Source organism: Nocardia sp. NPDC057353, from assembly GCF_042667085.1.
GTDB lineage: Bacteria > Actinomycetota > Actinomycetes > Mycobacteriales > Mycobacteriaceae > Nocardia.
The window spans coordinates 28,892-41,685 of the sequence record NZ_JBHVAK010000040.1; the positions used below are offsets into that span (position 1 = coordinate 28,892).

Genomic DNA, 12,794 nt, shown 5'->3' on the forward strand with positions numbered 1-12,794 from the left:
TGTCCGATTTTTCTCCCGGCGCTACCCGCCGGGACGTACCAATCCGGTCTCGTAGGCCAGCACCACGGCCTGCACCCGGTCGCGCAGCCCCAGCTTGGTGAGCACCCGGCCCACGTGCGTCTTCACCGTCGCCTCGGAGAGGAAGAGCTCGGCGGCGATCTCGGCATTGGAGCGGCCCGCCGCGATCTGCCCCAGCACCTCGCGCTCGCGGGCGGTCAGCACGTCGAGCTCGGCCGGGTCGCGGGAGGGCACCGGGTCCTCGGCGATCAGCCGGTCCAGCAGCCGCTTGGTGACCTTCGGCGAGACCACCGCGTCCCCGGCGGCGACGCTGCGGATGGCGGAGACCAGGTCCTCCGGCGGGGTGTCCTTGAGCAGGAAGCCGCTGGCCCCGGCGCGCAGTGCGCCGAGCGCGTGCTCGTCCAGATCGAAGGTGGTCATGACCAGCACCTTGCTGCCGGTGCCCGCCTCCAGGATGCGCGCGGTGGCGGTGACCCCGTCCACCACCGGCATCCGCACGTCCATCAGCACCACGTCCGGGCGCAGCTCACCGGCCTTGCCGATGGCGGCGGCGCCGTTCTCCGCCTGGCCGACCACCTCGAGGTCGTCGTGCGCGCCGAGCACCATCTCGAGGCCCATGCGCATGAGCTCCTGGTCGTCCACGACGAGCACGGTGATCGGCACGCCCCCACTGTATCGGCGGTGTCACGGGGCTTCCCGGTACACGGGAACCTCGGCGACCACCCGCCACTTCCCGGACGGGTCGCGCCCCGCCTCCATGGTGCCGCCGAGCACCGCGACCCGCTCCCGCATGCCGACCAGCCCGAGTCCGCTGCCGGTGATAGCGGTCTGCACCGGGACCCCGCCGGTGTCGACCACCTCGATGTGCACCCGGTCGGCGACCCGGCGCACGGTGACCCAGGCCTTGGGGTGCGCGCCCGCGTGCCGCAGCGTGTTGGTCAGCGCCTCCTGCACCACCCGGTGCACCCCGAGGCTGACCTCGGGCGGCACGTCGTCGAGCTCGCCGCTGAGCTCCAGGTCGACCGCGAGCCCGGTGCCGCGCATCATCTCCACCACCCCGGCGATGCCCGCGGTGCCGTGCTGCGGCAGGTCGTCGGGGGCGTGCTCGGTGCGCAGCAGAGCGACGGTGCGGCGCAGCTCGCGCAGGGCCTCGCGGCCGGTGCCCGCGATGGTGCCGAGCGCGCGCTCGGCGGCGTCGGGGTCGCGGCGCAGGGTGTAGCGGGCGCCGTCGGCCTGCACGATCATGACGCTCACCGCGTGCGCCACCACGTCGTGCAGCTCCCTGGCGATCCTGGTGCGCTCGGCGGCGACGGCGTCGTGCGCGCGGCGCTCCCGGTCGTAGTCGGCGACGGCGAGCCTGGCCTGCACCTCGGTGTCGTAGGCGTGCCTGGCGCCGGTGAACTCGGCCAGCGTCCAGCACAGCGCGTAGAAGGTGATCGAGAAGGCGATCACCGAGGCCGGGTCCTCGCCGAGGATCAGCGTGGTGCTCACGCCGTCGGCGATCAGCAGCGCCAGGAAGAACAGCCCCTCCCGCCTGCCCACGTAGGCGACCAGCGTGTAGAGCGCGAGGCCGAGCCCGAGAGCGCTCGGGTGCAGGGTGGGGTCGCCGAGCGCGCCGGAGACCCCGATGCTCAGCTGGGAGAGCACGAACAGCGTCAGCGCGGCGGTGCGCGGGTAGACCCGGCGCACGATCACCGGCAGCGGCAGCAGCAGCGCGAAGAGCAGGTACACCGGCTTGTGCGAGCTGTCCGGCAGCGCGCTGAGGTCGAGCGCGAAGAGTAGGAGGGCGAGCACCGAGTCGGCGACGACGGGGTTGTCTCGGACCCAGAGGCTGAACCGGCGCACGCCGCCCACCCTAGGCCGGGGCGGGTCTGCTTGGCTGGCAGGCGTGCAGGCGACGGATTGGGCGATTCTGCTGACCGCGGCCGCGGCGGCGGGCTGGGTGGACGCGGTGGTCGGCGGCGGCGGGCTGATCATCCTGCCGACGCTGTTCCTGGTGGCGCCGGGGATCGCGCCGCAGACCGCGCTCGGCACCAACAAATTGGCGGCGGTCGCTGGCACCTCCGCCGCCGTGCTGACCTTCAGCCGCCGGGTACCGCTGAATTACGCCGTGCTGCTCCCGGCGGCGGTGCTGGCGGCGGCGACCGCGGCGGCAGGCGCCGCGGCGGTCGCGCTGATCGACCGCGACCTGTTCATCCCGATCGTGCTGGTGGTGCTGGTCGGGGTGGCGGTCTTCGTGACGCTGCGGCCGTCGATCGGCGTCACCATGGCGAAGGACCCGCCGACCCGGCGGCGCACCCTGCTGGTGATCGGGCTGGCGGCCGGGCTGATCGGCTTCTACGACGGCATCCTCGGGCCGGGCACCGGCACCTTCCTGATCATCACCTTCGCCACCCTGCTCGGCACCGAGTTCGTGCGCGCCGCGGCCATGGCCAAGGTGATCAACTGCGGCTCCAACGTGGGTGCGCTGCTCTTCTTCGCGGTCACCGGGCACGTGCTGGTCGCGCTCGGCGCGGCGATGGCGGTGGCGAATGTCGCGGGGGCGGTGGCGGGGTCGCGGGCGGCGCTCGCCAGGGGCGCCGGGTTCGTGCGGATCGTGCTGCTGGTGGTGGTGATCGGCATGGTGCTGCGGCTGGGTTGGCAGCAGTTCGGCTGAGCTCGGCGAGCCACCGGCGGCGGCTGCCCCGGCCACCGGCTAGCGTGGGCGCGTGAGCATTCCGCACTCCGGCACACCGCACGAGGTGGACGCCGAATTCCTCGCGCTGCCGCTGCGCGCGCTGGCCGACGCGGCGCTCGGCGCCGCCCGCGCGGCAGGCGCCGAGCACGCCGACCTGCGGGTGCACCGGCTGGTGACGCAGTCGATCCGGCTGCGCGACGGCCGGGTCGAGGCGATCACCGACGGCACCGAGCTCGGCTTCGCGGTGCGGGTCGTCGTCGACGGCACCTGGGGCTTCGCTTCGCACGCCGCGCTCACCGCGGAGACGGCGGCCGAGGTCGCGCGCCGCGCGGTCACCGTGGCCACCGCGCTGCGGGCGCTGAACCGGGAGCGGGTCGAGCTCGCCCCCGAGCCGGTGTACGCCGACGCGCGCTGGGTCTCCGACTACGCGCTCGACCCGTTCGCGGTGCCGACCGCGGAGAAGGTCGCGCTGCTGCAGGAGTACTCGGAGCGGCTCACCGCCGCCGACGGCGTCGACCACGTCACCGCCTCGGTGCTGCAGGTCAAGGAGCAGACCTTCTACGCCGACACCGTGGGCTCGACGATCACCCAGCAGCGGGTGCGGCTGCACCCGCAGCTGGAGGCGGTCACCGTGGACGCGGGCTCCGGCGTCTTCGAGTCCATGCGCACCCTGGCCGCACCGGCCGGGCGCGGCTGGGAGTACGTCACCGGTGCGGACGGAGTCTGGGACTGGGGCGACGAACTCGCCAGGATCCCCGGCTGGCTCGCCGAGAAGGTGAAGGCGCCGAGCGTGGTCGCGGGCCGCACCGACCTGGTGATCGACCCGACCAACCTGTGGCTCACCATCCACGAGTCGATCGGCCACGCCACCGAGTACGACCGCGCCATCGGCTACGAATCCGCCTACGCAGGCACCTCCTTCGCCACCCCGGACCAGCTCGGGACGCTGCGCTACGGCACGCCGGTCATGCACGTCACCGGCGACCGCACCGAGCGCTTCGGCCTGGCCAGCACCGGCTGGGACGACGACGGCGTCGCCGGGCAGCGCTGGGACCTGGTCCGCGACGGCGTGCTCGTCGGCTACCAGCTGGACCGGGTCTTCGCGCCGCGGCTCGGGCTGGCGCGCTCGAACGGCTGCTCCTACGCCGACTCGCCGCACCACGTGCCGATCCAGCGGATGGCGAACGTCTCGCTGCAGCCGGACCCGGAGCGCGACACCAGCACCGCCGACCTGATCTCCCGGGTCTCCGACGGCCTCTACATCGTCGGCGACCGCTCCTGGTCGATCGACATGCAGCGCTACAACTTCCAGTTCACCGGCCAGCGGTTCTTCCGGATCCGGAACGGCGAGCTGGCCGGGCAGGTGCGCGACGTCGCCTACCAGGCCACCACCACCGACTTCTGGGGCGCCATGGAGGCGGTGGGCGGGCCGTCGACGGTCCGGCTCGGCGGCGCCTTCAACTGCGGCAAGGCGCAGCCGGGGCAGGTCGCGGCGGTGAGCCACGGCTGTCCGTCGATCCTGGTGCGCGGCATCAACGTCCTGAACACCAGAGCGGAGGCGGGGCAGTGACCGCGAACGACATCGTCCCCGGCGGCGAACTGGTGGAGCGCGTGCTCGCGCAGTCCACCGCGGACGAGACCATCGTGCTGGTCACCGACGCGCACGAGGCGTCGCTGCGCTGGGCGGGCAATTCCATGACCACCAACGGCTCGTCGGTGGCGAGGAGCTGGTCGGTGGTGGCGATCGTGCGCGAGGGGCCGAACGCGGCGCGGGTCGGCGTGGTCGGCTCCACCAGCATGGACCCCGCGGAGATCGCCCCGGTGGTGCGCGCCGCCGAGGCCGCCGCCCGCGCCGCGACCCCGGCCGGGGACGCGGTGCCGCTGCTGGACGCGGCCGCCGCGCGCGGCACCGGCGACGCCGACTGGGCAGCCACCCCCGCGGGCACCGACATCGAGGTCTTCACCGGCCTCGCCCGCGACCTGGCCACCGGGTTCGACGGCGCCGACCGGCTGTACGGCTTCGCGCACCACCAGATGCACACCACCTGGCTCGGCACCTCGACCGGCCTGCGGCGCCGCTTCACCCAGCCCACCGGCTCGGTGGAGATCAACGGCAAGCGCGGCAGCGGCGCCGAGGTGGCGAGCGCCTGGGTCGGGGTCGGCACCACCGACTTCGCCGAGGTGGACACCCCCGGCCTGCTCGCCGAGCTGAGCCGCAGGCTGGACTGGGCGGGGCGCAGGGTCGAGCTGCCCGCCGGGCGCTACGAGACGCTGCTTCCCCCATCGGCCGTCGCCGACCTCATGATCTACCTGGCCTGGTCCATGGAGGGCCGGGCCGCGCACGAGGGGCACACCGCCTTCTCCAGGGCGGGCGGGACCAGGATCGGCGAGCGACTGACCGGGCTACCGCTCACGCTCTACTCCGATCCCGGCGCCGCCGGGCTGGAGTACCGGCCGTTCGTGGCGACGCCCGCCTCGTCGGAGCTGCTCTCGGTCTTCGACAACGGGCTGCCCGCCGAGCGGGTGGACTGGGTGCACGAGGGCGCCGTGCGGTCGCTGGTCTACCCGCGCGCCACCGCCGCCGAGTTCGGCACCGCGCCCACCGTGCCCGGGGACAACCTGCTGCTCACCGGCGGGTCGGCGGCCACGCTGGACGAGATGGTCGCGCGCACCGAGCGCGGCCTGCTGCTCACCACGCTCTGGTACATCCGCGAGGTGGACCCGGCCACGCTGCTGCTGACCGGGCTCACCCGCGACGGCGTCTACCTGGTGGAGGACGGCGAGGTCACCGCCGCGGTGAACAACTTCCGCTTCAACGAGAGCCCGCTGGACCTGCTGCGCCGCACCACCGAGGCCGGGGCCACCGAGATCACGCTGCCGCGCGAGTGGAAGGACTGGTTCACCAGGACGGCGATGCCGCCGCTGCGGATCCCGGACTTCCACATGTCCTCGGTGAGCAAGGCGACCTGATCAGGCCGGGGTGGGAGCGGGCGCCGGGGTAATGGCCAGCCCGATCGTGCCGCTCTTGCCGCGCCGGATATTGCTGCCGAGGATGAGCAGCGGCGCGGTCAGCCAGTACTTGCGGCGCAGCAGCGAGCGCACCTTCTCGGTGCCGTCGGCGTCCAGCACCCGCGCGGTCCCGTGCTCGACCTCGCCGCTCGGCTTGCCCGTGGCCGAGCAGGGCTGCAGGGTGACGGTGCCGTCCCGGCGGATCCGCTTGACCTTGCCCGCGTTCGCCTCGGTCCACACGTACAGGGTGTCGCCCTCGGTGACGGCCCACACCGGGGTCCCGACCGGGGTGCCGTCCTTCCGGAACGTGGTCAGCAGTACGTAGTTCGCGCTCGCGACGGCGCCGAAGCTTGTGCTCATGCCCGGCAGCGTAGTCGCGAATGCCGGTGCGGTCCCTCCTTGACGAGCCGCGCGGCCGCACCCTACCCTAGTAATCAAATTTGATTACTAGGGAGGAATCGTGGCGGACACCGCCGTACCGGTCATGCACGCGGGCGACCTCGGCGAGACGTTGGAGTTCTACAAGGCGCTCGGATACGAGGTGACGCTCGAACAGACCCGTCCCTACTTCTACGGCGCCATCCGACGCCCCGGCTACGACCTGCACTTCTACGCCGCCAAGGGCGCCGAGGCCCCGGCCGCCGAGACGGTCGGCTGCCTGGTCATGGTCGGCGAGGTGGAGCAGCTGCACGCGGGCTTCAGCGCCGCGCTGCGCGCGAAGTACGGGAAGATCCCCGCGCGCGGCATCCCCCGGATCACCCGGATGCGCCCCGGCCAGACCCGGTTCACCGTCGTCGACCCGGCGGGGAACTCCATCACCTACATCCGCCACGACGAGCCCGAGATGGAGTACGGCGGCTCGGCGGCGCTCACCGGCCTCGCCAAGGTCATCGACAATGCCCGCATCCTGCGCTTCTCCAAGCAGGACGATGCCGCCGCGCGGCGTGCGCTGGAGTCCGGGCTGCGCAGGCACGGTGCGGGCGCGACCGCGCTGGAGCGTGCCCGCGCGCTCGCCGACCTGGTGGAGATCGCGGTCGCCGAGGAGGATCCGGCGCGCGCCGCCGAGCGGCGCGGACAGATCGCGGAGCTGCCGCTGAACGCCGAGGAGCGGGCGGCGATCGCCGAACATCTGCGGATCGCCACCGATCTGGCGGAGTGGCTCGCCGCCGAGTGAGGTTTGCGCGCGGCCGCGGGCGCGGGGAGGATCGGCGACCATGGCGACGGATGTGCAGCTGATCGGCGACGCGCTGGAGTTGCCGGGCGGGGTCAGGGTGACCTTCGTCCGGACGCTCCGGCTGCCCGAGGAGGGCACCTACCCGCTGCCGCCCGGGCTCGGCCCGTTCCCGCTGCGCCGGGTGGCCGACTACCCGGAGACGGTGCCCGCCGAGTGGCGCGAGCGCGGCGGGGTCATGCTGCCGGTGTACCAGCGGGAGGCCATGTGGCTGCGGTTCTCGGCCGCCGCGCCCGCCGCGCTGCAGGTCGGGGTCGGCAAGGTGTGCGCCGTCTCCGGGAAGCCGTGGAGCGACGCGCTGGTCCGCACGCCGCAGAACTACCTGGCGCTGCCGCGGCAGCCGTGGCTGGACGGGATCAACTCCGGGCGCGGCACGGTGCGGCAGTTCGTCGCGGTGCCGCTCGGGCTCGGCGCCACCGTCGAGGGGCAGCTCACCGGGAGCGAGCAGTGGGGCGGGGTGCAGCTCGCGGTGCACCCGCTCACCGACCCGGCGCGCGCCGCGTGGGAGGCCGAGCAGCGGGCCCGACCCCGGACCGCGCGGCCGGGCGGGCCGATGCCCGCGGCGCCCGCCGCGTACTCCGCGCCCGCGCCGGCCGGGGCCGCCCCCGCGCGGCGGGCCATGGGGCTCGGCGCGGGCGGCACCATGCGGCAGGAGATCGTCACCGACACCCGCCCGATCGGCGACTACCGGCCGGACCCCGCCGGGCGGGTCTTCGTGCACCTCGCCTCGGCGGCCGAGTGGACCGCGATCACCGGCGAACCGGCCCCGGCCACCCCGATCACCGCGCACGCCTACGCCGCGCACGGGCTCCCGTGGTTCGACTACTACGACGCGGACGCCGCCGACCTGCCCCCCGCCGACGAACTCGCGGGCATCCGCCCCACCGGGGACTGGCTGGCCGACGAGGGCGCGAATCCCGCTCCCACGAAACCGCTTCCGGTGATCCAGCTCGGTGACAAGCCGGTGGCCGACGGCGAGTGGTGACGGCTCAGGCGGCGGTGAGGATCTGCGGGCCGTCCGCGGTGACGGCGACGGTGTGCTCGGTGTGCGCGGTGCGCGAGCCGTCGGCGGAGCGGATCGTCCAGCCGTCGGGGTCGGTGACGATCCGGTCGGTGCCGCGGGCGAACCACGGTTCGATGGCGATGGTGAGGCCCGGGCGCAGCTTGTAGCCGCGGCCGGGGCGCCCGGTGTTGGGGATGTGCAGGTCCTCGTGCATGGTGCGGCCGATGCCGTGGCCGCCGTACTCGGTGTTCACCGGGTAGCCCGCGGCGCGCGCGACGGCGCCGATGGCGGCGGAGACGTCGCCGATCCGGTTGCCGGGTTGCGCGGCGGCGACGGCGGCGGCGAGCGCCTCCTCGGTGGCGCGGATGAGCCGCAGGTCCGCGGCGTCGGCGGTGCCCGCGACGGTGGTGACGGCGGCGTCGGCGGCCCAGCCGTCGATGGTGACGGCGAGGTCGGCGGTGAGCACGTCGCCGTCGCGCAGCACGTAGTCGAACGGAAGGCCGTGCAGCACCGCGTCGTTCACCGACAGGCAGACGGTGTTGCGGAACGGGCCGCGGCCGAAGGACGGCGCGTAGTCCCAGTAGCAGGAGACGGCGCCGCGCTCGCGGATCCGCTCGCGCACGTAGCCCTCGAGGTCGAGCAGGTTCACCCCGACCATGGCGCGCTCGCGGACACCCGCGAGGACGTCGGCGACGAACGCGCCGGTGACCCGCATGCGCGCGATCTCCGCGGGGGACTTCAACTCGACCATGGACACCTCCGGTATAGGAATACCGGACCCACGGTAGCCGAGCCGGTATTTGAATACCAATTCTTGCGGTATATCAATACCGGCTCTAGGGTGGCGGCATGGTTCGCCTCCCCCTGACCCCGGCCCAGCTCGAAGCGGGGCGCAGGCTCGGCGCGCGGCTGCGCGCGGCGCGGGCCGAGCGCGACCCGGCCGCCGTCGCGCACGCCGCGGGCATCTCGCCGGAGACGCTGCGCAAGATCGAGACCGGGCGGCTGCCCTCCCCCGGTTTCGGCACCGTCGTCGCGCTCTGCCACGCCCTGGAGCTGCCGGTCCAGGAGCTGGCCGAGGTCTGGCGCTCCGCCGGGCTGGCCGAGAGCGCCTGAGCTACTCCAGCTCGCCCTCGGTCTCCAGGTAGACCTCGCGCAGCCGGTCCAGGGTGTCCGGCTCCGGCTGCGCCCACATGCCGCGCTCGGCGGCCTCCAGCAGCCGCTCCGCGATGCCGTGCAGCGCCCACGGGTTCGACTGCGTCATGAACTTGCGGTTCACGTCGTCGAAGACGTAGCTCTCGCTGAGCTTCTCGTACATCCAATCGGCGACCACGTCGGTGGTGGCGTCGTAGCCGAAGAGGTAGTCGACGGTCGCGGCCATCTCGAAGGCGCCCTTGTAGCCGTGCCTGCGCATGGCCTCCAGCCAGCGCGGGTTCACCACGCGGGCGCGGAAGACCCGGGTGGTCTCCTCGGAGAGGGTGCGGGTGCGCACCGCGTCCGGGCGGGTGCTGTCGCCGATGTAGGCCTCCGGGTTCTTCCCGGTGAGCGCGCGCACGGTGGCGACCATGCCGCCGTGGTACTGGAAGTAGTCGTCGGAGTCGGCGATGTCGTGCTCGCGGGTGTCGGTGTTCTTCGCCGCCACCGCGATCCGCCGGTAGGCTGTGCGCATGTCGTCGGCGGCCGGGGCGCCGTCCAGGTCGCGGCCGTAGGCGAAGCCGCCCCACGCGGTGTAGACCTGCGCGAGGTCGTCGTCGCCGCGCCAGCTCTTGGAGTCGATGAGCTGGAGCAGGCCGGCGCCGTAGGTACCGGGCTTGGAGCCGAAGATGCGGGTGGTGGCGCGGCGCTCGTCGCCGTGCTCGGCCAGGTCGGCCTGCGCGTGCGCGCGCACGTAGTTCTGCTCGGCGGGCTCGTCCAGCCCGGCGACCAGCCGCACCGCGTCGTCCAGCAGCGCGAGCACGTGCGGGAAGGCGTCCCGGAAGAAGCCGCTGATCCGGACCGTGACGTCGATGCGGGGGCGGCCCAGCTCCGCGAGGTCGAGCACCGCGAGCGTGGTGACCCGCCTGCTCGCCTCGTCCCACACCGGGCGCACGCCGAGCAGCGCGAGCACCTCGGCGATGTCGTCACCGGAGGTGCGCATGGCGGCGGTGCCCCAGACCGAGATGCCCACCGAGCGCGGGTACTCGCCGTGGTCGGCCAGGTACCGCGCCAGCAGCGAGTCGGCCATGGCCTGGCCGGTCTCCCAGGCCAGGCGGGACGGGACCGCCTTGGGGTCGACCGAGTAGAAGTTGCGGCCGGTGGGGAGCACGTTGATCAGGCCGCGCAGCGGGGAACCGCTCGGCCCGGCCGGGACGAAACCGCCGTTCAGGGCGTGCAGGACGCGGTCGAGTTCGACGCCGGTGCCGCGCAGGCGGGGGACGACCTCGGCTGCCGCGAAGCGGAGCACGTCGCGCACCGGTTGCGTATCGGTGACGCCCTCGAGGGCACTCGACCTGCCCTGCGCGGCATCGACGATGGCGTCGACCGCGTCGACGGACCAGTTCGCGGCCTGCAGCGCGGCGACGAGCGCGCGCGCCCGCTCCTCGACCTCGTCGACGCGGGAGCGCGCTTCGCCCCCGGACTCGTCCAACCCGAGCGCCTCGCGCAGCCCCGGCACCGAGTGCTCACCGCCCCAGAGCTGGCGGGCGCGCAGCATGGCGAGCACCAGGTCCAGCTCGGTCTCCCCGGCGGGCGCCTGGCCGAGGATGTGCAGCCCGTCCCGGATCTGCACGTCCTTGATCTCGCAGAGCCAGCCGTCGACGTGCAGCAGCATGTCGTCGAAGACGTCCTCCTCGGGGCGCTCGGCCAGCCCGAGGTCGTGGTCCATCTTGGCGGCCCGCATGAGCGTCCAGATCTGCTGCCGGATGGCGGGCAGCTTGGCCGGGTCCAGCGCGGAGATGTTGGCGTGCTCGTCGAGCAGCTGCTCCAGCCGGGAGATGTCGCCGTAGGTCTCGGCGCGCGCCATCGGCGGGATCAGGTGGTCGACCAGGGTGGCGTGCGCGCGCCGCTTGGCCTGGGTCCCCTCGCCCGGGTCGTTGACCAGGAACGGGTAGATCAGCGGCAGGTCGCCGAGCGCGGCGTCGGTGCCGCAGGCGGCGGACATGCCGAGCGTCTTGCCCGGCAGCCACTCCAGGTTCCCGTGCTTGCCGAGGTGCACGACGGCGTCCGCGCCGAACCCGTCCGCCAGCCACCGGTACACCGCCAGGTAGTGGTGGCTCGGCGCGAGGTCGGGGTCGTGGTAGATGGCGACCGGGTTCTCGCCGAACCCGCGCGGCGGCTGCACGATCAGCACCACGTTGCCGAAGCGCAGCGCGGCGATCACGATCTCGCCCGCCGGGTCGGCCGAGCGGTCCACGTAGAGCTCGCCGGGGGGCGGCCCCCACGCCTCGACGACCGCGGCGCGCAGCTCCTCGTCCAGCGTCTCGAACCAGGCGGTGTAGGCGGCGGCGCCGATCCGCACCGGGTTGCCCGCCAGCTGCTCGGCGGAGAGCCAGTCCGGGTCCTGCCCGCCCGCGGCGATGAGCGCGTGGATCAGCGCGTCGCCGTCCCGCTCCTCCAGCCCTGGCACCTCGCCGGGGGCGCCGAGGTCGTACCCGGCGGCGCGCAGCTCGGTGAGCAGCCGGATGGCGCTGGCGGGGGTGTCCAGCCCGACCGCGTTGCCGATCCTGGCGTGCTTGGTCGGGTAGGCGGAGAGCACGAGCGCCAGCTTCTTCTCGGCGGCCGGGATGTGCCGGAGCCGGGCGTGCCTGGTCGCGATCCCGGCGACGCGCGCGGCGCGCTCCGGGTCGGGGACGTAGGTGGAGAGGCCGTCGGCGTCGAACTCCTTGAAGGAGAACGGGACCGTGATGATCCGGCCGTCGAACTCCGGCACCGCGACCTGGGTGGCGACGTCCAGCGGGGAGAGGCCGTCGTCGTTCGCCGCCCACTGCGCGCGGCCCGAGGTCAGGCAGAGCCCCTGCAGGATCGGGACGTCCAGCGCGGCCAGCGCGGCCACGTCCCACGCCTCGTCGTCGCCGCCCGCCGCGGCGGTGGCCGGGGTGCTCCCGCCCGCCGCGAGCACGGTGACGACCAGGGCGTCCGCGGTGCGCAGCGTGTCGAGCAGCTCCGGCTCGGCGGTGCGCAGCGAGGCGCAGTACACCGGCAGCGGCCTGGCGCCCGCCGCCTCCAGCGCGGCGCAGAGCGCGTCGATGTAGCCGGTGTTCCCGGCCAGGTGCTGGGCGCGGTAGTAGACCACCGCGACGGTCGGGCCCTCGACCGGGGCGGCGGCGCGCTCCAGCACACCCCACGCGGGCAGCTGCACCGGCGGCCGGAAGCCGTTCCCGGTGAGCAGCACGGTGTCGGAGAGGAAGTGGTGCAGCTCGCGCAGGTTGTCCGGCCCGCCCGCGGCGAGGTAGGTGTGCGCCTCGGCGGCGACGTTGGCGGGCACGGTGGAGAGCTCCATGAGCTCGGCGTCGGGGGCGTTCTCGCCGCCGAGCGCGACCAGCGGGACGCCTGCGGCGCCGAGCGCGGCCAGTCCGTCCTCCCAGGCCCGCTTGCCGCCGAGGATGCGCACGACGACCAGGTCGGCGCCGTCCAGCAGCGCGGGCAGGTCGTCGACGAGCAGCCGGGCGGGGTTGGCCCACCGGTAGTCTGCGCCACTGGCGCGCGCGCTCAGCAGATCGGTGTCGGAGGTGGAGAGCAGCAGGATCACGAACGACCTTCCTCGGGGGAGACGCGCCCAGCGGGATGTGGTGCTCGCCGGAGAGGGTCTGGCTGTGAACAGTGGCGCGACCGCACCGGAGTTGCACCGGTTTCCTCTGCGCTTCCGCGAGCATTCGGGATGC

Annotated in this window: 11 protein-coding genes; 6 read left to right on the forward strand and 5 right to left on the reverse strand. The window is 73.8% G+C overall.

Annotated features, from left to right (window positions below; translation table 11 throughout):
* Window positions 1-21: 21 nt before the first annotated feature.
* Together ACFUUZ_RS20755 and ACFUUZ_RS20760 are read right to left on the reverse strand one after the other, a co-directional pair.
* Window positions 22-681, reverse strand: coding sequence for a response regulator (locus ACFUUZ_RS20755; protein ID WP_378698547.1), 660 nt, complete (start codon window positions 679-681; stop codon window positions 22-24).
* A 21-nt stretch (window positions 682-702) separates the two neighbouring features.
* The gene (locus ACFUUZ_RS20760; RefSeq protein ID WP_378698550.1) at window positions 703-1,863 is read right to left on the reverse strand and encodes a sensor histidine kinase; all 1,161 of its coding nucleotides are present in this window, start codon (window positions 1,861-1,863) and stop codon (window positions 703-705) included.
* A 43-nt stretch (window positions 1,864-1,906) separates the two neighbouring features.
* Here ACFUUZ_RS20760 and ACFUUZ_RS20765 point away from each other — a divergent pair, with 43 nt between their 5' ends.
* Genes ACFUUZ_RS20765 through ACFUUZ_RS20775 form a run of 3 tightly spaced genes read left to right on the forward strand, consistent with a single transcriptional unit; the run spans window position 1,907 to window position 5,665 of the window.
* Window positions 1,907-2,674 carry a TSUP family transporter gene (locus ACFUUZ_RS20765; protein WP_378698552.1) on the forward strand — a complete coding sequence of 256 codons (768 nt, stop codon included), beginning with the start codon at window positions 1,907-1,909 and terminating at the stop codon, window positions 2,672-2,674.
* Window positions 2,675-2,726: 52 nt separating this feature from the next.
* Window positions 2,727-4,265, forward strand: coding sequence for a TldD/PmbA family protein (locus tag ACFUUZ_RS20770; RefSeq protein ID WP_378698554.1), 1,539 nt, complete (start codon window positions 2,727-2,729; stop codon window positions 4,263-4,265).
* Window positions 4,262-5,665, forward strand: coding sequence for a metallopeptidase TldD-related protein (locus ACFUUZ_RS20775; protein ID WP_378698556.1), 1,404 nt, complete (start codon window positions 4,262-4,264; stop codon window positions 5,663-5,665). The genes ACFUUZ_RS20770 and ACFUUZ_RS20775 overlap by 4 nt, the downstream gene beginning before the upstream one ends.
* On the opposite strand, the gene ACFUUZ_RS20780 is transcribed toward ACFUUZ_RS20775, so the two are convergent.
* Complete coding sequence (locus tag ACFUUZ_RS20780) at window positions 5,666-6,064, reverse strand: PPOX class F420-dependent oxidoreductase (RefSeq protein ID WP_378698559.1); 399 nt, start codon at window positions 6,062-6,064, stop codon at window positions 5,666-5,668. It abuts the gene before it with no gap.
* A gap of 100 nt (window positions 6,065-6,164) precedes the next feature.
* On the opposite strand from ACFUUZ_RS20780, the gene ACFUUZ_RS20785 reads away from it, so the two are divergent.
* Together ACFUUZ_RS20785 and ACFUUZ_RS20790 are read left to right on the forward strand one after the other, a co-directional pair.
* Window positions 6,165-6,878 carry a glyoxalase gene (locus tag ACFUUZ_RS20785; protein ID WP_378698561.1) on the forward strand — a complete coding sequence of 238 codons (714 nt, stop codon included), beginning with the start codon at window positions 6,165-6,167 and terminating at the stop codon, window positions 6,876-6,878.
* A 40-nt stretch (window positions 6,879-6,918) separates the two neighbouring features.
* Entirely contained in the window at window positions 6,919-7,920 is a 1,002-nt protein-coding gene (locus tag ACFUUZ_RS20790; protein ID WP_378698563.1) for a hypothetical protein, read from the forward strand.
* Between the two features lie 4 nt (window positions 7,921-7,924).
* On the opposite strand, the gene map is transcribed toward ACFUUZ_RS20790, so the two are convergent.
* Window positions 7,925-8,689 carry a type I methionyl aminopeptidase gene (gene map / locus ACFUUZ_RS20795; protein WP_378698566.1) on the reverse strand — a complete coding sequence of 255 codons (765 nt, stop codon included), beginning with the start codon at window positions 8,687-8,689 and terminating at the stop codon, window positions 7,925-7,927.
* Window positions 8,690-8,787: 98 nt separating this feature from the next.
* On the opposite strand from map, the gene ACFUUZ_RS20800 reads away from it, so the two are divergent.
* Window positions 8,788-9,051, forward strand: a complete 264-nt coding sequence (locus tag ACFUUZ_RS20800; RefSeq protein WP_378698568.1) for a helix-turn-helix domain-containing protein — start codon at window positions 8,788-8,790, stop codon at window positions 9,049-9,051.
* A 1-nt stretch (window position 9,052) separates the two neighbouring features.
* Here the strand turns inward: ACFUUZ_RS20800 and cobN are convergent, their stop codons facing one another.
* Window positions 9,053-12,661, reverse strand: a complete 3,609-nt coding sequence (gene cobN / locus ACFUUZ_RS20805; protein ID WP_378698570.1) for a cobaltochelatase subunit CobN — start codon at window positions 12,659-12,661, stop codon at window positions 9,053-9,055.
* Window positions 12,662-12,794 lie beyond the last annotated feature (133 nt).

Bases quoted from the DNA above. Each gene is read 5' to 3' on its own strand.
- ACFUUZ_RS20780 (WP_378698559.1), bottom strand. From the start codon at position 6,064: ATGAGCACAAGCTTCGGCGCCGTCGCGAGCGCGAACTACGTACTGCTG.
- ACFUUZ_RS20790 (WP_378698563.1), top strand. From the start codon at position 6,919: ATGGCGACGGATGTGCAGCTGATCGGCGACGCGCTGGAGTTGCCGGGC.
- map (WP_378698566.1), bottom strand. From the start codon at position 8,689: ATGGTCGAGTTGAAGTCCCCCGCGGAGATCGCGCGCATGCGGGTCACC.
- ACFUUZ_RS20800 (WP_378698568.1), top strand. From the start codon at position 8,788: ATGGTTCGCCTCCCCCTGACCCCGGCCCAGCTCGAAGCGGGGCGCAGG.